Raw genomic sequence first — 21,276 nt, forward strand, 5'->3', positions numbered from 1 at the left:
GGCCGGGCGGGCGGACGGGAGAGTACGGGCGTCGCGACGCGGGAGGAAGGTCCCGGTCAGCTCGCCGGGACGGCCGGGAAGGCCTCCGTGGGCTGCGAGGTCGGCGTGAAGCGCTGCGCGGCGGCGGCGGTCGGCACGAGGTCCTTGTGGATGACCTTGGCGACCCCCTGGATGGTGGCCACTCCGTAGTCCATGGTGCTGCTCCCGACGGTGAGCACCGACATCATGTAGTCGTGCCCGCCGCCGTTGAAGGTGCCGAGGCTGTGCACCCGCCACGCGTTCGTGGAGCGCGAGAGCCAGCCGTTCTTGACGTGCACGGCGACCGTCGAGGGCGCTCCGGCCGGTGTCCCCCAGCGCTGCGAGGAGACGACCTGGCCCATGAGCTTCAGGATGTAGGCGCGCGAGGCGTCGCTCAGCACCGTGTTCTTGGCGGTGACGAGCTTGAGCAGCTTCTGCTCGTCGGTGACGTTGATCTGCGTCAGGCCCCAGTAGCCGCCGGTGCCCGGTGTGGTCTTCGTCATCCCCGCGGCGGTCAGGAAGCCCTTGATCTTCGTCAGGCCGAGCTGGTTCCACAGCTTGGTCGTCGAGGCGTTGTCCGACTGGGTGATCATCTTGGTGGCGAGCGAGGTCTCGGTGCTCGTCAGATAGCGGTTGTGCTTCTTCGCGTCCCACAGCAGCGTGGCGAGGACGGTGACCTTCACCGTGCTGGCCGAGTCGAACGAGGTGGTGGCGCGGAGCGTGCAGGTCGTATTGGTCGAGCGGTCGTACAGGCCGATCGCGACAGTGCCCCTGCGGTTGGCGAGCGCCGCGGTGATGTCCGTCGTGAGCTTGGCGGCCAGACCCGCCTTGCCCGACGTACAGCTGACCGTCGGCGCCGGCGCGGCGCCGGCCGGGGCCGCGGCGATCGCGATCGGCACGATCACCGCGGCGCCGAGGCTCGTCGCGAGCACACGGGCAGCCCGGGATATCCGGTGAGTCATGGAGGCTTCCCATCCCCTTGAAGCGATACGGGCGCGCCACGGGCGCGCCCGTATCGAATGACTCACGAGGGCGTACGAAAGTTGTACGCGTGTTCTGGGTACGGAGGTTCGAGCACGGGAGCGCGAACGCACAGGTCATCCCCAGGCGGGCCACAGTCCGCGCCCATCGGCGCGCGACAGGGTGCGACGGTGACGTCTGCCACCGACCCATCGCCCGACGCCCCCGCGACTCCCCCCGCGCCGCCACCGGTTCCCGCGCCGGCGGGGTCCCCGGAGCGCGCGCCGGCCGCCCCCCGCTGGTCGCTTCCCGCCCTGCTCGCGATCCTCCTCCTGGCCGCGGTCCTGTACTCCTGGAACCTGTCGGCCGCCGATCTCAACAGCTTCTACAGCGCCGCGGTGCTCAGCGGCACCCAGAGCTGGAAGGCCTGGTTCTTCGGCTCGCTCGACGCGGGCAACTTCATCACCGTCGACAAGCCGCCGTTCGCGCTCATGGTCATGAGTCTGTCCTGCCGGGTGTTCGGCTTCGGGACCTGGCAGATGATGGCGCCGACGGTCGCCGCCGCGCTCGGCACGATCTGGATCCTGCACGCGAGCGTGAAGCGGTACTTCGGCCACGCGGCCGCCGCCGTCGCCGCTCTCGTCCTCGCCCTCACCCCGATCACGGTGGCCATCGACCGCGACAACAACCCGGACACCATCCTCGTCCTGCTCATGGTCGCGGGAGCGGCGCTGGGCCTGCGGGCCACCCGCGAGGGCAGACTGCTCGCGCTGCTCGGCTCGGCGGTGTGCTTCGGGCTCGCGTTCAACACCAAGATGCTCCAGGGATACATCGCCCTGCCGGCCGTCTTCGCCGTGTACGTCTGCACCTCCCGGCCCGGCTGGGCGAGGAAGGTCCGCGATCTGGCGCTCGCCGCCGTGGCGCTGGCCGTCGCGAGCCTGTGGTGGGCGGCCGCCGTCTCCCTCGTACCGGCCGCCGACCGCCCCTACATCGGCGGCTCGACGGACGGCTCGGCCTGGGACCTGATCATGGGCTACAACGGCCTGGGCCGGGTACTGGGCGGCGAGGGCAACGGCGGCGGGGGCGGCATGGGCGGCGGCGGCTTCTCCGGAACCGCGGGCCTCGGCCGGATGTTCAACGACGTCCTCGGCGGCCAGATCTCCTGGCTGCTCCCCTTCGCCGGCATCGCGCTCGCGGGCGGCCTGGTGCTGTGCGGACGCGCTCCGCGCACCGACCCGACGCGCGCCGCGCTGCTGCTGTGGGGCGGCTGGACCGTCCTGCACCACCTGACGTTCAGCATGGCCGAGGGAACCATGCACCCCTACTACACGACCGCGCTCGCGCCCGGCATCGCGGCGCTGACCGGCGGGGGCGGTGTCCTGCTGCTGCGCGCCTTCCGCGGCGGGGACGCCCGCTGGAGGTGGGTGCTGCCCGCCGGGCTCGCGGTCACCGCGATCTGGGCCGTCGTCCTGCTGCGCCGGGCCGCCGACTGGAACGGCTGGCTGTGGCCGGCCGTCGCGGTGGTCATGGCGCTGGCCGTGGCGGGCCTGTTCGTCTCCCGCTCCGGACACCGTGCCCGGCTGTTCGCCGCCTCCGTGGCCGCGGCGGTCGTCGCGGCGCTCGCCGGTCCGGCCGCGTACGCGGCCGCCGAACCGCTGGCCTCCGGCGGCGGTGCGGGTGGCGGCGGAATGGGCGGCAGCAACCCGACCGCGGGTCCGAGCACCGGTGGCGGTGGCTTCGGCGGCGGCCGGGGAGGCTTCCCGGGAGGCGGCCGGGCACCGGGCGGCACCGGTGAACTGCCCGGGGGAGGATTCCCCGGGGGCGGCCGGGCGCCGGGCGGGAACGGTGAACTGCCCCAGGGCGGCGTCCCCGGAGGCGGCCGGAGCACGGGTGAACCGGGCGGCGCGAACGGGGAGTTCCCCGGCGGCGGCCAGGCGCCCGGCGGCGGCGAACCGCCTCAGAGCGGTACGGGCGGCGCGCGCGGCTTCGGCGGAGGCGGCATGGGCGGCACGGCCGACAGCGCCCTGGTCTCCTATCTGGAGAAGCACCAGGGCGGCGCCGAGTGGCTGCTGGCGGTGTCCGATTCACAGAGTGCGGCCCAGCTGATCGTGAGCACCGGCAAGCCCGTCATCTCCATGTTCGGCTTCACCGGTTCGGACCGGGCCATGACCCTCGCCAAGCTCAAGGACCTCGTGCGCAAGGGCGAGTTGCACTACATCCAGCTCGGCGGCGGCATGGGCGGCGGCGGAATGGGCGGGAACAACACGCTCAGCTCGCGGATCACGGCCTGGGTGGAGAGGAACGGCACGGTGGTGAAGGAGAGCGCGTACGACAAGTCCGCCTCCTCCGGCTCCACTTCGACGTCCGGACCGACCACCGGGTCCGCGCCCGGCACCACGTCCGGCTCCGCGTCCGGGTCCGCGCCCGGCACCACGTCCGGCTCCGCGTCCTCCGCGCAGAACGGCGGCCGGTCCTCGACGCTCTACCGCCTGGACCCCTCCGACCTCGGCTGATCGCGCGTTCCCCGCGCAACCCGACGGACGGTCCCCGACCCTTTTGGCCGGGGGCCGTCCGTTCCGTCATGTCCCGCGAAGAACAACCGAGTTGTTGAATCCCGACACAGAACCAACACCTCTCCTTAACCCGCCGAACCTCATGCCCATGTCACCCTCCCGGTTATCCGCTCCATTCAACCCGCGTAGAACGGACACCCCACGATGCCCGCCACGCACATACGCCGCTGGAAGACCCTGGCGCTGAGCACCTCCGCGGTTCTCGTCGGCCTCACCCTGCCGACGATGACCGCGTCCCCCGCGAGCGCGACCACGACCGCGTACGACAGCACGTACTACAAGAACGCGATCGGCAAGACCGGCACGAGCCTGAAGTCCTCGCTGCACACCATCATCAGCAGCCAGAGCAAGATCTCGTACTCCGCCGTCTGGAACGCGCTGATGGTCACCGACCAGGACCCGAACAACAGCAACAACGTGATCCTGCTCTACAGCGGCGTCTCGCGCGCCAAGTCCCTCAACGGCGGCGACGTCGGCGACTGGAACCGCGAGCACACCTGGGCCAAGTCCCACGGCGACTTCGGCGAGGTGACCGGTCCCGGCACCGACCTGCATCATCTGCGTCCGGCGGACGTGCAGGTCAACAGCATCCGCGGCAACCTGGACTTCGACAACGGCGGCAGCGCGGTCACCAATGGCGGCGGCAGCAAGGTCGACTCCGACTCCTTCGAGCCGCGCGACGCCGACAAGGGCGACGTGGCCCGCATGATCCTCTACATGGCGGTCCGCTACGACGGCGGCGACGGCTTCGCCGACCTGGAGCCCGACGAGAAGGTCAACAACGGCAGCGCCCCGTACATCGGCAAGCTCTCCGTGCTCAAGGCGTGGAACGAGCAGGACCCGCCGAGCGCCTTCGAGGAGAAGCGCAACCAGGTCATCTACGACACCTACCAGCACAACCGCAACCCGTTCATCGACCACCCGGAGTGGGTCGAGGCGATCTGGTAGCCGGTCCGGTCAGGTCCGGCCACCGGATCGGGCGGGCCGGCTCTCAGTCCAGGTGGGTCGGCGCGAACATCCTCAGCAGGGCCGGGAGGACGACCACCGAGGGGCCGGGAGTGGCCAGCGCCTCGGCCAGGTCCTTCTCCATCGTCCCGGGGGTCGTACGGACCGCCGGGACGCCGAAGGACTCGGCCAGCGCCACGTAGTCGGGGCGGGACAGCTCCGTCGCCGTGGCCTGGCCGAACGCGCCGTTCATGTACTCCCGCAGGATGCCGTAGCCGCCGTCGTCGACGATGAGCCAGGTGACCGGGAGACCGCACTGCTTCGCCGTGGCCAGTTCGGCGATGGAGTACAGCGCGCCGCCGTCGCCGGAGACCGCGAGGACCGGACGGGTGGGGTCGGCCGCCGCCGCGCCGAGGGCCGCCGGGAAGCCGTAGCCGAGGCCGCCCGCACCCTGTGCGGAGTGCATGGTGTTCTTCCCGCGCGGGTCGAAGGCCGACCACGCCCAGTACGCCAGGATCGTCATGTCCCAGAAGGACGGCGAGGTGGCCGGCAGGGCACGGCGCACGGACGCCAGCACGTCCTGCTCCAGGGTGAGTTCCTGGGCGGCGATGCGGTCCGCCACCCGCGCGAGGACCGTGCTCACCCGCTCCGCCGCGGCCGGGTCGGGGCGTTCCTCCACCGTCTCCAGGAGCGCGGACAGCGCGAGGCGCGCGTCCGCGTGGATGCCGATCGCCGGGTGGTTGGACTCCAGCTTGCCGAGGTCCGCCTCGATCTGGATCACCCGGCCGCGGGGCTCGAACGTGTGGTAGTTGGAGGACAGTTCACCGAGACCGGAGCCGACGACCAGCAGGACGTCGGCGTCCTCCAGGAAGTCCGTGGTGTGCCGGTCCTCCAGCCAGGACTGGAGCGAGAGCGGGTGGGTCCAGGGGAAGGCGCCCTTGCCGCCGAACGTGGTGACGACCGGCGCGTTCAGCCTCTCCGCGAGCGCCCTCAGCTTGCCGGACGCGTCCGAGCGTACGACCCCGCCGCCCGCGATGATCGCGGGGCGGGCCGCCGAGGACAGCAAGTGTGCTGCCAGCGCGGTCAGTTCGGGGCGCGGGACGACGTCCTCGGGGGTCGCGTCCATCGCCGTGACCTGCGGCAGGTGGGTCTCGGCGAGCAGGACGTCCTGCGGGATCTCCACCCAGACCGGCCCGTGCGGGGCGGTCAGCGCGGACTCCCAGGCCTCCGCGATGGCGGAGGGGATCTGCGACTGCGTACGGACCGTGTGGACGGACTTGACGACACCCCTGAACGAGGCCTGCTGGTCGGGGAGTTCATGGAGATAGCCGTGCCGGCCGCCGCCGAGTCCCGCGGTCGGGATCTGGCTGCTGATGGCGAGCACCGGCGCCGAGGCGGCCCGCGCCTCCTGGAGGGCGGCGAGCGAGGTCAGCGCGCCGGGGCCGGTGGAGAGCAGCAGCGGGGCCGCCTCGCCGGTGATCCGGCCGTAGGCGTCCGCGGCGAATCCCGCGTTGTTCTCGACGCGCAGACCGATGTAGCGCAGCGAGGAGCGGCGCAGCGCGTCGAACATGCCGAGCGCGTGCTGGCCCGGCAGCCCGAAGACAGTCGTCGCACCGAGACCGGAGAGGGTCTCCACGACCAGGTCTCCGCCGTTGCGGCCGGGGGGCGGGTTGAGCGCGGCCTCCGTCTGGGCGGCCGTCGGGCGGAGAACCAGGTCGTGGTCGTGGGTCACTTGTTTCGGGCCTCCGCGATCTGGCGGGACATGATGGTGGTCAGTTCGTACGCGGTGTGGGACGCCGCCACCGCGGTGATCTCGGCGTGGTCGTAGGCCGGGGCGACCTCGACGACGTCGGCGGAGACCAGGTTGCAGGACGACAGTCCGCGCAGGATCTCCAGGAGCTCGCGGGAGGTCATGCCGCCCGCCTCCGGGGTGCCGGTGCCGGGCGCGTGCGCCGGGTCGAGGCAGTCGATGTCGATGGAGATGTAGAGCGGGCGGTTGCCGATGCGCTGGCGCAGCTGGTCGGCGACCTCGTCGGCGCCGCGGCGGTAGATGTCCGCCGAGGTGACGATGCCGAAGCCCATCTTCTCGTCGTCGGTGAGGTCCTGCTTGCCGTACAGCGGGCCGCGGGTGCCGACGTGGGAGAGCGCCGAGGTGTCGAGGATGCCCTCCTCGACGGCACGGCGGAACGGGGTGCCGTGGGTGTACTCGGCGCCGAAGTAGGTGTCCCAGGTGTCGAGGTGCGCGTCGAAGTGGAGCAGCGCGACCGGGCCGTGCTTCTTCGCCACGGAGCGCAGCAGCGGCAGCGCGATGGTGTGGTCGCCGCCGAGCGTCATCAGGCGGGCGCCGGTGCCGAGCAGTTCGTCGGCGGCGGCCTCCACCGTCTCGACGGCCTCGTTGATGTTGAACGGGTTCGCCGCGATGTCACCGGCGTCCGCCACCTGCGCGAGGGCGAACGGGGAGGCGTCCTGCGCCGGGTTGTAGGGGCGCAGCAGCCGGGACGCCTCGCGGATGGCGTTGCCGCCGAAGCGGGCGCCCGGCCGGTACGAGACGCCGGAGTCGAACGGCACACCGACGACGGCGACATCGGCGGTGCCGACCTCGTCGAGGCGGGGCAGCCGGGCGAAGGTCGCGGGGCCCGCGTACCGCGGGACGCGGGACGAGTCGACGGGGCCGCGGGGCGTCTCGTTGCTGCTCATGGGGGATTGCCTTCTTTCCTACGCTTCGTCGCGTATGTACAACTAAGTACAAGTAACACGACTCTACTGGGGAACCGGGACCGGTTCGGACAGGGGTTCGGCGTCACGGCCCGCGAGCCGCTCCCGCCAGGTGGCCAGTACCGCGGCGTCGGTCGCCGGCGTGACCAGCGAGACGATCACGTACGCGGCCAGGGAGAGGAGCAGTCCGTAGTAGACGGGCTCGTTCGCGAGGATGCCGTAGGCCGCCATCAGGCCGATGACCGCGACACCGCCGACGACGACGGAGGCGAGCGCGCCGTGGACCGTGCCGCGCTTCCACAGCAGTCCGCCGAGGATCGGCACCAGCAGGCCGGCGACGAGCAGGTTGTACGCGACGGTCAGCGCCTCGACGACATTGTCGATCGCGATCGCCGTACAGATCACGGCGATGCCCATGACCAGGATGAAGACGCGGTTGCCCTTGACCTCGTCGTGCTCGTCGCCCGCGTCGCGCTTCACGGCGCCGCGCAGCCGCGACCAGATGTCGTTGTTGGCGACGGTGGCACAGGCGATCAGGGCGCCGGAGGAGGTGGACATCACGGCGGCGAGGGCGGCGGCGAGCACCAGTCCGCGCACACCGACCGGGAGTTCGTCCTTGACGATGGTCGCGAAGGCGGTGTCGGCGCTGGGCAGCTTCGGGTACATGACCTTGGCCGCGGTGCCGATGACGGCGCCGGCGAGGGCGTAGACCAGGCAGTAGGTGCCGGCGACGGTGCCGCCCCAGCGGGCGGTGCGGTCGTCGCGCGCGGTGAAGACGCGCTGCCAGATGTCCTGCCCGATCAGCATGCCGAACGTGTAGATCAGCACATAGGTGAAGATCGTCTCGCCGCCGATGCCCAGCGGGTCGAAGTACTCGGTGGGCAGCTTGGCCTTCATCGCGGAGAAGCCGCCCGCCTTGACCACCGCGATCGGCAGCAGCAGGAGCAGCACACCGATCGTCTTGACCACGAACTGCACCATGTCGGTGAGCGTGATCGACCACATGCCGCCGAGCGTCGAGTACGCGACGACGATCGAGCCGCCGAGGATGATCGCGAGCGTCCGGTTCATGTCGAAGAGGACGTCGAAGATCGTGGCGTACGCGATGGTCGAGGTGACCGCGAGCATCAGGGTGTACGCCCACATGACGACGCCGGAGATGAGGCCGGCCCTGCCGCCGTAGCGCAGGTCGAGCATCTCGGAGACGGTGTAGACCTTCAGGCGCGCGATGCGTGCGGAGAAGAAGACGGAGAGGGCGAGCAGGCCGAGGCCGATGGTGAAGACCATCCAGGCGCCCGAGAAGCCGTACTGGTAGCCGAGACCGACACCGCCGATGGTGGACGCGCCGCCGAGGACGATCGCGGCCATGGTGCCGGAGTACATGACGGGCCCGAGCCGTCGTCCGGCGACCAGGAAGTCGCTCTTGGACTTGGCCCGGCGCATGCCCCACCAGCCCATGCCCAGCATGCCGGCCAGATAGACGACGATCACTGTGTAGTCGACGGCCATGGGTCTCCTTCAGGCGTTCGGTGGCGTGTCGTGCGGGGATGTGGGGGACGAGCCGGCACCTGATCACGGGGACATCCGCCCGTACCCGTGACTGCCGGTCGGGACCGACACTAGGTGGCCGGAAAGCGGCTGCGAAGTGTACGTTTCATCCATTCGACCTGTACGGGATGGAGGAACCGTCCACCATGCCGGGCTCACCGTCACCGTCCGTCCCCGCCGCGTCCGCCTCCGCCATGTCCGCCCCGGCCGTGCCCCCGACCCCACCGGTGCCGCTGTCGGCGCTACTGGCCCGCGAGGACCTGGGCCTGCGGCTGATCGCCGGGCCCGCTGAGCCCGACACGGTGATCCACTGGGCGCACACCTCGGAGATGGCCGACCCCTACCCGTACCTGCTGGGGGGCGAGCTGCTGCTCACCGCCGGGGTCCATGTACCCGTGACGGCGGACGACCCCGACGGCGGCGCCCCCGGCCGGGCCGGCACCGTCGCCCCGGACCGCGACGACGACGGGGCCGGCTACTTCGACGGCTATGTCTCCCGGATCGTCGCGGCGGGCGGCGCGGCCCTGGGCTTCGGCCTGGCGCCGGTCCACGACACCGTCCCGGCCTCGCTGATCGCGGCCTGCGACACCTACGGGCTGCCCCTCCTGGAGGTCCCGCCCCGGACGACGTTCTCCGGGGTCGCCCGCGCGGTGTGGCAGCTCATGGCCCAGGCCCGGCTGGCCGAGCTGCGCCGGGTGACCGAGGCCCAGCAGAGCCTCGCCGCGGCCGCCGCCCGCCCCGATCCGGTCCCGGCGGTCCTGCGGCAGCTGGCCCGCCGGGTGAACGGCTGGGCCGCGCTGTACGGCCCTGAGGGCACGGAACTGGCCCACGCCGGAACCGTCCCGCCGGCCCACCCGCCGGAGCCGCCCCGCCCCGGCCCGGCACCCGAGGACGTGCTCGCCGAGCTGGCCGGGGTCGTGCGGCCCCGCGAGGCCCAGGGGCCCGCCCCCGCCTCCGCCACCGACACCGTCAGCGGTGTCCATCTCACGGCCTACGCCCTCGGCAGCGGGCAGGGCTTCGTCCTCGGGGTCGCCTCACCCCGCCGCGACCCCGGCGACCACACGATCGCCTCCGTCGCGTCCGTGCTGCTGTCCCTCCTCACCGGGGAGCACCAGAGCGCCGCGGGGGCCGCGCACGCGGCGGCCCTGGTGCGGCTGCTGCTCGGAGCCGCGCCCGAGGCGGTGGCTCCGCTGCTCGGCGGCGAGCGGTGGACGGTCGTGCACGCGCGCCCCGCCGGGGACGGCCCCGCGCCGGACGCCGTCTCCGTGTCCGCGCTGGCGGCCGCGCTGGGCTCCGCGCTGGTGGACGCGGGCGGGGACGTCGTCCGCGTCCTGGTCCCCGGCGACCGCGCGCCTGCCGCGCAGCCGGGCTGGACCTGCGGGGTGAGCGCGCCGGCCGGCCCGCACGCCTGGGTGGCGGCCGACACCCAGGCAGCCCGCGCGCTGGCCCGCGCCCGTGCCACCCGGGCGCCCCTGGTCCGGCACGGCGACCGGCCCGCGCTCACCGACCTCGTCCCCGCGGCGGACGCCGAGGCCCACGCCCACGCCCTGCTCGCCCCCGTCTCCGGGACGCCCGCCCTGACCGAGACCCTGCGCACCTGGCTCTCCCTGCACGGCAGTTGGGACCGTACGGCGGTGGCGCTCTCCGTCCACCGCAACACCGTCCGCCAACGCATCGCCCGCTGCGCCGCGTTGCTGGACACCGACCTCGACGACCCCGACGTACGCATGGAGTTGTGGTTCGCGCTCAGGGAGAACTGATCGCACCGCGCCCGGCCCCGAACACCCGAGTGACGCACGTCCCAGCGACCGGGACAGCCGCGCCCCGGGCCCCGGCGCACCGGCACAATGGTGCTATGCCGATACCCGGGACGCCCAGCCGCGCCGAACTCGTCGACCATCTCGTGAAGACCCGTATCGCGGGCGATGTCGCCACCCCCCGCGAGAACAACCTGTCCCACTACCGCAAGCTGGCGAACGGCGAGCGCAACTGGTGGCTCGGCCTGGAACTCGGCGACCGGTGGAACGACGAGCAGGACGTGCTCGCGGTGATGGCGGAGCGGGCCGGGGTGAACGACGACCCCGAGTACCGCTACGGCCAGGACACCATCGACCCCGAGCTGACCGTGGACGCGCTGGACCGTCTCGCGGCCCGGCTGCGCAAGGCGGCCGAGGACCGGCAGCGGGTGCTGTTCGCGACCGGTCACCCTGGCGGGCTGCTGGACGTGCACCGGGCCACGGCCGCCGCCCTGCGCGCCGCCGGCTGCGAGATCGTGGTGATCCCGGACGGGCTCCAGACGGACGAGGGCTACGTCATGCAGTTCGCGGACGTGGCGGTCCTGGAGCACGGTGCCACGCTGTGGCACACCCATTCGGGCGAACCGATGCGCGCGATCCTGACCGCGCTGGAGCGGGAGGGCCGCCCGCTGCCCGATCTGGTCGTGGCCGACCACGGCTGGGCCGGCTACGCGGGGCGGCACGGGGTGGACTCCGTGGGCTACGCCGACAGCAACGACCCGGCGCTCTTCCTCGCCGAGTCCGAGGGCACGCTCCAGGTCGTGGTCCCGCTCGACGACCACGTCCTCAGCCCGCGCCACTACGACCCGATGACGGCCTACCTGCTCAAAGAGGCGGGCCTGGTCTGAGACCCACCCGGCCCACGGTCCGGGTCGGGAACCCGGTGACCGCCCCGGGGGCACGCTCCGCGCGGACGGGCCCCCGGACCCCGCCCCGGAGACCGCGGCACCGTCTCGACGGACCGCCTGGACGGGCTGTCCCGACGGGCCGTTCACGGCCAGGGGTTCAGCCCCTCGGACCGCCGCTGCGCGTAGCCGGGCGTCGGGTCCAGGTACACCCGGCTCACCGATGGGAACACCGACCGGATCCGGTCCTCGGCCCGTTCGCAGGCCCACTCGATCTGGGCGGCGGTCGAGGCGTCCCGGAAGTCGACCTTGGCGGCGACGAGCGCCTCGCGCGGCCCCTGCACGAGCGTGATCAGTTCCAGTACGGCCTCCACGTGCTCCACCTCAAGCAGCTCCGCCCTGATCCGCTCCCGCACGGTCCTGGGCAGCGGCCGTCCGATCAGCAGCTCGGCGTTGGAACGGCCGAGCACCCAGGCGACGTAGAGCAGCAGGAGTCCGATGAGCAGCGAGGCGATGCCGTCGAAGACGCCCGAGCCGGTGAGCTGGCCGCCGAGCAGGCCGCCCGCGGCGAGCACCAGTCCGACGAGCGCGGCCGAGTCCTCCATGACGACGGCCTTGACCGCGGTGTCGGGGGTGCGCCGGAGGTAGGTACGGAAGGGTGCGTCGACGCGGGCGGCCTCACCGCGCGCCTGCCGCAGTCCGGTCCGCAGGGAGAAGCCCTCCAGGCAGAACGCGACGGCCAGCACGATGTACGACACGAGCGGGTCGCCCGGCTCCTCCCCCGCGACCAGGGAGTGGATGCCGTCGTAGATCGAGAAGACCGCGCCGCCGACGAAGGTGGCGACGGCGGCGAGCAGCGCCCAGATGTAGCGCTCGGGGCCGTAGCCGAGGGGGTGGTCCTCGTCGGCCGGTTTCTCACTGCGTTTGAGCGCGGTGAGCAGCAGCAGTTCCGTGACGGTGTCGGCGACGGAGTGGGCGGCCTCCGACAGCATCGCGCTGGAGCCGCTGATGACACCGGCGACCGCCTTGGCCAGGGCGATCCCGAGGTTGGCCGCGGCGGCGACGATCACCGTGGAGACACTCTCGCCGCTGCCGTTGTCCTGCGCTGCGTCGGTCATGCCCCAGTCTTACCGGCAACGGCTACCGGGGAACGCGGACCACGCCCTCCTGGATCACCGAGATGGCCAGCCGACCGTCCTGGGTGTAGATCCGGGCCTGGCCGAGGCCACGGCCGCCCGACGCGGAGGGCGACTCCTGGTCGTAGAGCAGCCATTCGTCGGCGCGAAAGGGGCGGTGGAACCACATCGCGTGGTCCAGCGAGGCGCCGACGACGTCGCCGGTGACCCAGCCGCCGCGCCCGTGCGCGAGCAGGATGGAGTCGAGGAGCGTCATGTCCGAGACATAGGTGGCGAGGACGACGTGCAGCAGAGGGTCGTCCGCGAGCTTGCCGTTGGTGCGGAACCACACCTGGGAGCGCGCTTCGCGGGGCTCGCCGACGGTGGCGTACGGCGGCGGGTCGACATAGCGCAGGTCGACGGACTCGCGGGCCTCCAGGATGCGCTCCACGACCTCGGGGTCGGTGAAGACGTCGGCGTACAGCGGAAGCAGTTCGGCGGCCGTGGGCAGCCTCTCCGGGTCGGGCGCGGGCGGCATCGGGGCCTGGTGCTCCATGCCCTCCTCGTACGCCTGGAAGGACGCGGAGAGGTGGAAGATCGGCTGTCCGTGCTGGACCGCGACCACCCTGCGGGTGGTGAAGGAGCGGCCGTCGCGGATGCGGTCCACGGAGTACACGATGGGCGCCCCGGGGTCGCCGATCCGCAGGAAGTACGCGTGCAGGGAGTGGGCGAGCCGGTCCTCGGGGACCGTGCGCCCCGCGGCCACGAGGGCCTGCGCCGCGACCTGTCCGCCGAAGACCCGTGGGACGACGGCGGACCGGGAACGGCCGCGGAAGATGTTCTCCTCGATCCGCTCGAGATCGAGCAGATCGAGGAGATCCTGAAGTGCCTCGCTCATAAGGCAGTTGTACCGCGCAGTCTTTTCTCGGACCTTACAGGCCCATGTCCTTGGCGATGATCGTCTTCATGATCTCGCTGGTGCCGCCGTAGATGCGGTTGACCCGGTTGTCCGCGTACAGGCGGGCGATCGGGTACTCGTTCATGAAGCCGTAGCCGCCGTGGAGCTGGAGGCAGCGGTCGATGACGCGGTGCGCGACCTCGGTGCAGAACAGCTTGGCGCTGGCGGCCTCGGCCGGGGTCAGCTCACCGGCGTCGAGGGCCTCCAGGGCGCGGTCGGCGACGGCCTCGGCCGCGTCCACCTCGGCCTGGCAGGCGGCCAGCTCGAACTTGGTGTTCTGGAACGAGGCGACCGACTTGCCGAAGACGGTGCGCTCCTGGACGTACTCCTTGGCGAACCGGATGGCGGCCTTGGCCTGCGCGTAGGCGCCGAAGGCGATGCCCCAGCGCTCGGAGGCGAGGTTGTGGCCGAGGTAGTAGAAGCCCTTGTTCTCCTCGCCGAGCAGGTCCTCGACGGGCACCTTCACGTCGACGAACGCCAGCTCGGCGGTGTCGGAGGTCTTCAGGCCGAGCTTGTCGAGCTTGCGGCCGATGGAGTAGCCCTCGGACTTGGTGTCCACGGCGAACAGGGAGATGCCGAAGCGGCGGTCGTCCGCGGTGGGCGCGGAGGTGCGGGCGCAGACGATCACGCGGTCGGCGTGGACGCCACCGGTGATGAAGGTCTTGGAGCCGTTGAGGACGTAGTGCGTGCCGTCCTCGGAGAGCTTGGCGGTGGTCTTCATGCCCGCGAGGTCGGAGCCGGTGCCCGGCTCGGTCATCGCGAGGGCCCACATCTCCTCGGCGCTGACGAACTTCGGCAGGAAGCGCTTCTTCTGCTCGTCGGTGGCGAGCATCTTGATGTAGGGCAGGCCCAGCAGCACGTGCACACCGGAGCCGCCGAACTGGACACCGGCGCGCGCGGTCTCCTCGTACATCACGGCTTCGAACTTGTACGAGTCGATGCCGGCGCCGCCGAACTCCTCGTCCACGCGGATGCCGAAGACGCCGAGCTCGGCGAGCTTGTAGTAGAAGTCGCGCGGCGCCTGGCCGGCGGCGAACCACTCGTCGTAGACCGGGACGACCTCGGCCTCGATGAAGGCGCGCAGGGTCTCCCGGAACGCCTCGTGGTCCTCGTTGAACACAGTACGGCGCACCGCCGCCACCTCCGCCTGGATACCTGGTGTTATGTCTAAGCGCTTGCTCAGATATGAGGTTACCCGTCGGTCACGAGCGCCGTCCAGGGGTCACCCCCCGAGACGCTCGTCACGCACGGGAGTCACGGCCGCCGCTCCGAACGCCCCCCTCGCCATCCGGTGCAGCAGCTCCGCCGTGCCGGCGCGCCCGGGCAGCGCGCCCGGCCGCCCCAGGTGCGGGGTCGAGTTCAGCAGGCCGAAGACCGAGTGCACGGCGGAGCGCGCGGCGGGCTCCGCGAGACCGGGGTACACCTCGCGGACCACCTCCACCCACAGCTCGACGTACTGGCGCTGGAGCTGGCGCACGAGCTTGCGGTCGCTGTCCCGCAGGCGGTCCAGCTCACGGTCGTGCAGGGTGATCAGAGGGCGGTCGTCGAGCGCGAAGTCGATGTGCCCCTCGATGAGCGAGTCGAGGAGTCCCTCGGCACCTCCCTCGGAGCCCGCCCGGCCCCTCTCGGAGTCCGCCCGGCCTCCCCCGGAGCCCGTCCGACCCCTCTCGGAGTCCGCCCGGCCTCCCTCGGAGCCCGCCCGGGCCTCCGCCACCCTGCGCCGGCCGCCCGTGAGCAGCTGACCGCTGATCCCCACCAGCAGCTCGGCGAGCATCGCGTCCTTGCCGGCGAAGTGCCGGTACAGACCGGGGCCGCTGATCCCGACCGCCGCTCCTATCTCATCCACTCCCACGCCGTGGAAGCCACGCTCGGCGAAGAGCCGCGCGGCCTCCCTGAGGATCTGCTCGCGCCGGGTGGGGGCGTCGGTTCTGGTGGCCATGAAAACAATTCTAGACATCGCGGTTAGCGGTCGTTAACCTGAAGGAGTTGCGTTAACGCTCATTAACTGGTGGACCACTGGTGAGGGGACCGCAGGATGCAAGAGGCACCGGAGCTGACGAGCGCGGCAGACCCCGCGTCGGAGGCCTGGAGGGCCAACGAGGCGGCACACCGCGCGCTGGGCGAGGAGCTGCGTCACAAGCTGGCCGCGGCGCGGCTCGGCGGCGGTGAGAAGGCACGCGCGCGGCACACCGCGCGCGGCAAGCTGCTGCCCCGCGACCGGGTGGACACCCTGCTGGACCCCGGCTCCCCGTTCCTGGAGCTGGCGCCGCTGGCCGCCGACGGGATGTACGACGGAGCGGCCCCGGCCGCCGGTGTCATCGCCGGGATCGGCCGGGTGAGCGGGCGCGAGTGCGTGATCGTCGCGAACGACGCCACCGTCAAGGGCGGCACGTACTACCCGATGACGGTCAAGAAGCACCTGCGCGCCCAGGAGGTGGCGCTGGAGAACCGTCTGCCGTGCCTGTACCTCGTGGACTCCGGGGGCGCCTTCCTGCCCATGCAGGACGAGGTGTTCCCCGACCGCGAGCACTTCGGGCGGATCTTCTACAACCAGGCGCGGATGTCCGGCGCCGGCATCCCGCAGATCGCGGCCGTCCTCGGCTCCTGCACGGCCGGCGGCGCGTATGTGCCGGCGATGAGCGACGAGGCCGTGATCGTCCGCAACCAGGGCACGATCTTCCTCGGCGGTCCGCCGCTGGTGAAGGCCGCCACCGGTGAGGTCGTCACGGCCGAGGAGCTGGGCGGCGGCGAGGTCCACTCGCGTGTGTCGGGTGTCACCGACCATCTCGCCGAGGACGACGCGCACGCGCTGCGGATCGTCCGCGACATCGTCGCCACGCTCCCCGCGCGCGGGACGCTGCCCTGGGAGGTCACCGCGGCCACCGAGCCCAAGGTCGACCCGCACGGGCTGTACGGCGCGGTGCCGGTCGACTCCCGCACCCCCTACGACGTGCGCGAGGTCATCGCGCGCGTGGTCGACGGCTCGCGTTTCTCCGAGTTCAAGGCCGAGTTCGGACAGACCCTGGTCACCGGCTTCGCGCGGATCCACGGGCACCCGGTCGGGATCGTCGCCAACAACGGCATCCTGTTCTCCGAGTCCGCCCAGAAGGGCGCCCACTTCATCGAGTTGTGCGACCAGCGCGGCATCCCGCTGGTGTTCCTCCAGAACATCTCCGGGTTCATGGTGGGCCGCCAGTACGAAGCGGGCGGCATCGCCAAGCACGGCGCGAAGATGGTGACGGCCGTCGCCTGCACCCGTGTGCCGAAGCTGACCGTCGTGATCGGCGGTTCGTACGGCGCGGGCAACTACTCGATGTGCGGCCGGGCCTATTCGCCGCGCTTCCTGTGGATGTGGCCCGGGGCCAAGATCTCCGTGATGGGCGGCGAACAGGCCGCATCCGTCCTCGCGACCGTCAAGCGCGACCAGATCGAGGCGCGCGGCGAGTCCTGGCCGGCCGCGGACGAGGAGGACTTCAAGGACCCGATCCGCCACCAGTACGAACAGCAGGGCAACGCCTACTACGCGAGTGCCCGGCTCTGGGACGACGGTGTGATCGACCCGACGGAGACCCGGCAGGTCCTCGGACTCGCCTTGACCGCCTGCGCCAACGCGCCCCTGGGTGACCCCCAGTTCGGCGTCTTCCGGATGTGAGGGGACCCATGTTTGACACGGTGCTTGTGGCCAACCGGGGCGAGATCGCCGTACGGGTCATCCGTACCCTGCGCGCGCTCGGCGTGCGCTCGGTGGCCGTCTTCTCGGACGCGGACGCCGACGCCCGGCACGTCCGGGAGGCCGACACGGCGGTGCGGATCGGACCGGCGCCCGCCTCGGAGAGCTATCTGTCGGTGGCGGCGCTGCTGGAGGCGGCGGCCCGCACCGGCGCCCAGGCGGTCCACCCCGGGTACGGCTTCCTCGCCGAGAACGCCGCCTTCGCGCGGGCCTGCGCGGAGGCCGGACTGGTCTTCATCGGCCCGTCCGCCGAGGCGATCTCCCTCATGGGCGACAAGATCCGGGCCAAGGAGACGGTGAAGGCGGCCGGTGTCCCGGTCGTCCCCGGCTCCTCGGGCAGCGGTCTGACGGACGCGGAACTGATCGCGGCCTCCCGTGAGATCGGTGTCCCGGTGCTGCTGAAGCCGAGCGCGGGCGGTGGCGGCAAGGGCATGCGCCTGGTGCGCGACACCGCGGTCCTGGCCGACGAGATCGCCGCCGCCCGGCGCGAGGCACGGGCCTCCTTCGGGGACGACACGCTGCTCGTCGAGCGCTGGGTCGACCGGCCCCGGCACATCGAGATCCAGGTCCTGGCGGACGGGCACGGCAACGTCGTGCACCTGGGCGAGCGCGAGTGCTCCCTCCAGCGCCGCCACCAGAAGATCATCGAGGAGGCGCCCAGCGTGCTCCTGGACGAGGCCACCCGGGCCGCGATGGGAGAGGCGGCCGTCCAGGCGGCCCGCTCCTGCGGCTACCGGGGCGCGGGCACGGTGGAGTTCATCGTCCCCGGCGGCGACCCGTCCTCGTACTACTTCATGGAGATGAACACCCGCCTCCAGGTGGAGCACCCGGTCACCGAGCTGGTCACCGGCCTCGACCTGGTCGAGTGGCAGCTGCGCGTCGCCGCGGGCGAGCCTCTGCCGTACGGGCAGGAGGACATCACCCTCACCGGACACGCGGTGGAGGCCCGGATCTGCGCCGAGGACCCGGCGCGCGGCTTCCTGCCCTCCGGCGGCACCGTGCTCGCGCTGCGCGAGCCGGGGGGCGACGGGGTGCGCACCGACTCGGGCCTGTCCGAGGGCACCGAGGTCGGCAGCCTCTACGACCCGATGCTCTCCAAGGTCATCGCCTACGGCCCCGACCGCCCGACGGCGCTGCGCAAGCTCCGGGCCGCCCTGGCCGAGACGGTCACGCTCGGGGTCCAGACGAACGCGGGCTTCCTGCGCCGGCTGCTGGCCCACCCGGACGTGGTGGCCGGAGACCTGGACACCGGTCTGGTCGAGCGGGAGGCGGACGGCCTGGTCCCGGACGGAGTGCCCGAGGAGGTGTACGAGGCGGCCGCGGCCGTCCGGCTCGCCGCCCTGGCCCCGTCGGGTGAGGGCTGGAGGGACCCGTTCTCGGTGCCGAGCGGCTGGCGGCTGGGCGGCACCCCGAAGCCGGTGGGCTTCTCCCTGCGGGTCCTGGACCCGGTGGAGTACACCCCGCGCGGCACCCACACGGTCACCGCCGACCGGGTCGCGGTGACGCTCGACGGGGTGCGGCACACCTTCCACCACGCCGCGGACTGGATCGGCCGCGACGGCGACGCCTGGCACGTGCGCGACCACGACCCGGTGGCCGCCTCGCTCACCGGCTCCGCGCACGCCGGGGCCGACTCGCTGACCGCGCCCATGCCCGGCACGGTGACCGTCGTGAAGGTCGCCGTCGGCGACGAGGTGACCGCCGGGCAGAGCCTGCTGGTGGTCGAGGCGATGAAGATGGAGCACGTCATCTCCGCGCCGCACGCCGGGACGGTCAGCGAACTGGACGTCACCCCCGGCACCACGGTGGCCATGGACCAGGTCCTGGCCGTCATCACTCCCGCGGAGGAGACGGCGTGAGCATCTCCGGACTCGGCCTGCCGATGGCCGTACCGACCCAGGACCTGCCCGCCCGGGTACGGATCTACGAGGTCGGCGCACGCGACGGGCTCCAGAACGAGAAGGCGACCGTACCGACCGAGGTGAAGGCGGAGTTCATCCGGCGCCTCGCGGACGCGGGCCTGACGACGATCGAGGCGACCAGCTTCGTCCACCCGAAGTGGGTTCCCCAACTGGCCGACGCGGAACAGCTGTTCCCGCAGGTCGCCGACCTCCCGGTGGCACTTCCGGTCCTGGTGCCGAACGAACGGGGGCTGGAGCGGGCGCTCGCGCTCGGCGCCCGGCACGTGGCCGTCTTCGCCAGCGCCACGGAGTCCTTCGCGAAGGCCAACCTCAACCGCACGGTCGACGAGGCGCTCGCCATGTTCGATCCGGTGGTCAGCCGCGCCAAGGACGCCGGCCGGGCGGTCCGCGGCTACGTCTCGATGTGCTTCGGCGACCCGTGGGAGGGACCCGTCCCGGTCCACCAGGTCGTCCGCGTGTGCAAGGCGCTGATGGACATGGGCTGTGACGAGCTGAGCCTCGGCGACACGATCGGCGTGGCGACCCCGGGCCATGTGCAGTCCCTGCTCGCCGAACTGAACGAGGAGGGCGTGCCGACCAGCGCGCTCGGTGTGCACTTCCACGACACCTACGGCCAGGCGCTGTCCAACACCCTGGCCGCCCTCCAGCACGGCGTCGCCACCGTCGACGCCTCCGCGGGCGGCCTCGGCGGCTGCCCGTACGCGAAGTCGGCGACGGGCAACCTCGCCACGGAAGACCTCGTATGGATGCTCCAGGGCCTCGGTATCGACACCGGGGTCGACCTCGGCCGCCTCACCGCCACAAGCGTGTGGATGGCCGGACAACTGGGCCGACCCAGCCCGTCCCGCACCGTCAAAGCCATCGGTCAAACGACACAGTCCCACCAGGAGTGAACACGATGTCCCTGGACCACCGTCTCTCCCCCGAGCTCGAAGAACTCCGCCGCACGGTCGAGGAGTTCGCGCACGACGTCGTGGCGCCGAAGATCGGCGACTTCTACGAGCGGCACGAGTTCCCGTACGAGATCGTGCGGGAGATGGGCCGCATGGGCCTGTTCGGGCTGCCGTTCCCCGAGGAGTACGGCGGCATGGGCGGCGACTACCTCGCCCTCGGCATCGCCCTGGAGGAGCTGGCCCGGGTCGACTCGTCCGTGGCCATCACCCTGGAGGCGGGCGTCTCGCTGGGCGCCATGCCGGTCCATCTGTTCGGCACCGAGGAGCAGAAGCGCGAATGGCTCCCGCGGCTGTGCTCCGGCGAGATCCTCGGCGCCTTCGGCCTGACCGAGCCGGACGGCGGCTCGGACGCGGGCGCGACCCGCACGACGGCCCGCCTCGACCCCGAGACGAACGAATGGGTCATCAACGGCAGCAAGTGCTTCATCACCAACTCCGGCACGGACATCACGGGCCTGGTGACGGTCACCGCGGTCACCGGGCGCAAGCCCGACGGCAAGCCGCTGATCTCCGCGATCATCGTCCCCTCCGGCACCCCCGGCTTCACGGTCGCCGCCCCGTACTCGAAGGTCGGCTGGAACGCCTCCGACACCCGTGAGCTGTCCTTCTCGGACGTGCGCGTCCCCGCGGCCAACCTGCTCGGCGAGGAGGGCCGCGGCTACGCGCAGTTCCTGCGCATCCTGGACGAGGGCCGCATCGCCATCGCGGCGCTGGCCACGGGTCTGGCGCAGGGCTGCGTCGACGAGTCGGTCAAGTACGCCAAGGAGCGGCACGCCTTCGGACGGCCGATCGGCGCCAACCAGGCGATCCAGTTCAAGATCGCCGACATGGAGATGAAGGCGCACATGGCCCGGGTGGGCTGGCGTGACGCCGCGTCCCGTCTGGTCGCCGGCGAGCCCTTCAAGAAGGAGGCGGCGGTCGCCAAGCTCTACTCCTCCACGATCGCCGTCGACAACGCCCGTGACGCCACCCAGGTCCACGGCGGCTACGGCTTCATGAACGAGTACCCGGTGGCCCGTATGTGGCGCGACTCCAAGATCCTGGAGATCGGCGAGGGCACGAGCGAGGTCCAGCGCATGCTGATCGCCCGGGAGCTGGGGCTCACGGGCTGAACTCCGCGCACGACCGGCAGAACCGCGGCCACCGACCGGGCACCCGCCCGCCGGTGGCCGCGGCACGTCCGGCGCCTCCATGAGAG

At 71.9% G+C, this 21,276-nt stretch carries 16 protein-coding genes; 8 read left to right on the forward strand and 8 right to left on the reverse strand.

Translation table 11 applies throughout. The features are described 5' to 3' along the window. Window positions 1-56 precede the first annotated feature (56 nt). Entirely contained in the window at window positions 57-980 is a 924-nt protein-coding gene (locus ACZ4AA_RS03295; RefSeq protein ID WP_467594398.1) for a serine hydrolase, read from the reverse strand. 189 nt (window positions 981-1,169) lie between these two features. Here ACZ4AA_RS03295 and ACZ4AA_RS03300 point away from each other — a divergent pair, with 189 nt between their 5' ends. Together ACZ4AA_RS03300 and ACZ4AA_RS03305 are read left to right on the forward strand one after the other, a co-directional pair. Then, window positions 1,170-3,491: a glycosyltransferase family 39 protein gene (locus ACZ4AA_RS03300; RefSeq protein WP_467594401.1), complete on the forward strand. Its 2,322-nt coding sequence runs from the start codon at window positions 1,170-1,172 to the stop codon at window positions 3,489-3,491. Between the two features lie 204 nt (window positions 3,492-3,695). After that, on the forward strand, window positions 3,696-4,499 hold the full coding sequence (locus tag ACZ4AA_RS03305) for an endonuclease I family protein (RefSeq protein ID WP_467594406.1): 804 nt from the start codon (window positions 3,696-3,698) through the stop codon (window positions 4,497-4,499). Window positions 4,500-4,542: 43 nt separating this feature from the next. Here the strand turns inward: ACZ4AA_RS03305 and ACZ4AA_RS03310 are convergent, their stop codons facing one another. The 3 genes from ACZ4AA_RS03310 to ACZ4AA_RS03320 form a co-directional block, all read right to left on the reverse strand. After that, on the reverse strand, window positions 4,543-6,228 hold the full coding sequence (locus tag ACZ4AA_RS03310; RefSeq protein ID WP_467594409.1) for a thiamine pyrophosphate-binding protein: 1,686 nt from the start codon (window positions 6,226-6,228) through the stop codon (window positions 4,543-4,545). Next, window positions 6,225-7,193, reverse strand: coding sequence for an agmatinase (gene speB / locus ACZ4AA_RS03315; RefSeq protein WP_451884140.1), 969 nt, complete (start codon window positions 7,191-7,193; stop codon window positions 6,225-6,227). Before speB ends, ACZ4AA_RS03310 begins: the two co-directional genes overlap by 4 nt. A gap of 63 nt (window positions 7,194-7,256) precedes the next feature. After that, window positions 7,257-8,720: a sodium:solute symporter family protein gene (locus ACZ4AA_RS03320; RefSeq protein ID WP_467594413.1), complete on the reverse strand. Its 1,464-nt coding sequence runs from the start codon at window positions 8,718-8,720 to the stop codon at window positions 7,257-7,259. Window positions 8,721-8,905: 185 nt separating this feature from the next. On the opposite strand from ACZ4AA_RS03320, the gene ACZ4AA_RS03325 reads away from it, so the two are divergent. Then, window positions 8,906-10,519, forward strand: coding sequence for a PucR family transcriptional regulator (locus tag ACZ4AA_RS03325; protein ID WP_467594417.1), 1,614 nt, complete (start codon window positions 8,906-8,908; stop codon window positions 10,517-10,519). A 95-nt stretch (window positions 10,520-10,614) separates the two neighbouring features. Beyond that, on the forward strand, window positions 10,615-11,403 hold the full coding sequence (locus tag ACZ4AA_RS03330; RefSeq protein ID WP_467594420.1) for a phosphatase: 789 nt from the start codon (window positions 10,615-10,617) through the stop codon (window positions 11,401-11,403). A gap of 143 nt (window positions 11,404-11,546) precedes the next feature. On the opposite strand, the gene ACZ4AA_RS03335 is transcribed toward ACZ4AA_RS03330, so the two are convergent. The 4 genes from ACZ4AA_RS03335 to ACZ4AA_RS03350 all read right to left on the reverse strand — a co-directional run bounded on the left by ACZ4AA_RS03335 (window position 11,547) and on the right by ACZ4AA_RS03350 (window position 15,412). Then, a complete protein-coding gene (locus ACZ4AA_RS03335; RefSeq protein WP_467594423.1) occupies window positions 11,547-12,518 on the reverse strand; it encodes a cation diffusion facilitator family transporter in 972 nt (323 codons plus the stop codon). A gap of 22 nt (window positions 12,519-12,540) precedes the next feature. Then, the gene (tesB, locus tag ACZ4AA_RS03340; RefSeq protein ID WP_467594425.1) at window positions 12,541-13,413 is read right to left on the reverse strand and encodes an acyl-CoA thioesterase II; all 873 of its coding nucleotides are present in this window, start codon (window positions 13,411-13,413) and stop codon (window positions 12,541-12,543) included. Window positions 13,414-13,447: 34 nt separating this feature from the next. Continuing rightward, window positions 13,448-14,605, reverse strand: a complete 1,158-nt coding sequence (locus ACZ4AA_RS03345; RefSeq protein ID WP_389401064.1) for an acyl-CoA dehydrogenase family protein — start codon at window positions 14,603-14,605, stop codon at window positions 13,448-13,450. 90 nt (window positions 14,606-14,695) lie between these two features. Continuing rightward, window positions 14,696-15,412 (reverse strand): TetR/AcrR family transcriptional regulator, encoded by a 717-nt coding sequence (locus tag ACZ4AA_RS03350; protein WP_467594428.1) that lies wholly within the window; start codon window positions 15,410-15,412, stop codon window positions 14,696-14,698. A gap of 96 nt (window positions 15,413-15,508) precedes the next feature. On the opposite strand from ACZ4AA_RS03350, the gene ACZ4AA_RS03355 reads away from it, so the two are divergent. The 4 genes from ACZ4AA_RS03355 to ACZ4AA_RS03370 are packed head-to-tail and all read left to right on the forward strand — an operon-like array spanning window position 15,509 to window position 21,190. Continuing rightward, the gene (locus ACZ4AA_RS03355) at window positions 15,509-17,125 is read left to right on the forward strand and encodes a carboxyl transferase domain-containing protein (protein ID WP_467594432.1); all 1,617 of its coding nucleotides are present in this window, start codon (window positions 15,509-15,511) and stop codon (window positions 17,123-17,125) included. An 8-nt stretch (window positions 17,126-17,133) separates the two neighbouring features. Beyond that, window positions 17,134-19,062, forward strand: coding sequence for an acetyl/propionyl/methylcrotonyl-CoA carboxylase subunit alpha (locus ACZ4AA_RS03360; RefSeq protein ID WP_467594438.1), 1,929 nt, complete (start codon window positions 17,134-17,136; stop codon window positions 19,060-19,062). A gap of 23 nt (window positions 19,063-19,085) precedes the next feature. After that, window positions 19,086-20,018, forward strand: a complete 933-nt coding sequence (locus ACZ4AA_RS03365; RefSeq protein WP_467595118.1) for a hydroxymethylglutaryl-CoA lyase — start codon at window positions 19,086-19,088, stop codon at window positions 20,016-20,018. Window positions 20,019-20,029: 11 nt separating this feature from the next. After that, the gene (locus ACZ4AA_RS03370; protein ID WP_467595121.1) at window positions 20,030-21,190 is read left to right on the forward strand and encodes an acyl-CoA dehydrogenase family protein; all 1,161 of its coding nucleotides are present in this window, start codon (window positions 20,030-20,032) and stop codon (window positions 21,188-21,190) included. Window positions 21,191-21,276 lie beyond the last annotated feature (86 nt).

It is taken from the genome of Streptomyces sp. NPDC024698 (assembly GCF_055559015.1).

Excerpts from the sequence above, each read along its gene's own strand:
- ACZ4AA_RS03295 (WP_467594398.1), bottom strand. The coding sequence starts at position 980 with ATGACTCACCGGATATCCCGGGCTGCCCGTGTGCTCGCGACGAGCCTC.
- ACZ4AA_RS03305 (WP_467594406.1), top strand. The coding sequence starts at position 3,696 with ATGCCCGCCACGCACATACGCCGCTGGAAGACCCTGGCGCTGAGCACC.
- speB (WP_451884140.1), bottom strand. The coding sequence starts at position 7,193 with ATGAGCAGCAACGAGACGCCCCGCGGCCCCGTCGACTCGTCCCGCGTC.
- ACZ4AA_RS03320 (WP_467594413.1), bottom strand. The coding sequence starts at position 8,720 with ATGGCCGTCGACTACACAGTGATCGTCGTCTATCTGGCCGGCATGCTG.
- ACZ4AA_RS03325 (WP_467594417.1), top strand. The coding sequence starts at position 8,906 with ATGCCGGGCTCACCGTCACCGTCCGTCCCCGCCGCGTCCGCCTCCGCC.
- ACZ4AA_RS03330 (WP_467594420.1), top strand. The coding sequence starts at position 10,615 with ATGCCGATACCCGGGACGCCCAGCCGCGCCGAACTCGTCGACCATCTC.
- ACZ4AA_RS03335 (WP_467594423.1), bottom strand. The coding sequence starts at position 12,518 with ATGACCGACGCAGCGCAGGACAACGGCAGCGGCGAGAGTGTCTCCACG.
- tesB (WP_467594425.1), bottom strand. The coding sequence starts at position 13,413 with ATGAGCGAGGCACTTCAGGATCTCCTCGATCTGCTCGATCTCGAGCGG.
- ACZ4AA_RS03350 (WP_467594428.1), bottom strand. The coding sequence starts at position 15,412 with ATGGCCACCAGAACCGACGCCCCCACCCGGCGCGAGCAGATCCTCAGG.
- ACZ4AA_RS03355 (WP_467594432.1), top strand. The coding sequence starts at position 15,509 with ATGCAAGAGGCACCGGAGCTGACGAGCGCGGCAGACCCCGCGTCGGAG.
- ACZ4AA_RS03360 (WP_467594438.1), top strand. The coding sequence starts at position 17,134 with ATGTTTGACACGGTGCTTGTGGCCAACCGGGGCGAGATCGCCGTACGG.
- ACZ4AA_RS03365 (WP_467595118.1), top strand. The coding sequence starts at position 19,086 with ATGGCCGTACCGACCCAGGACCTGCCCGCCCGGGTACGGATCTACGAG.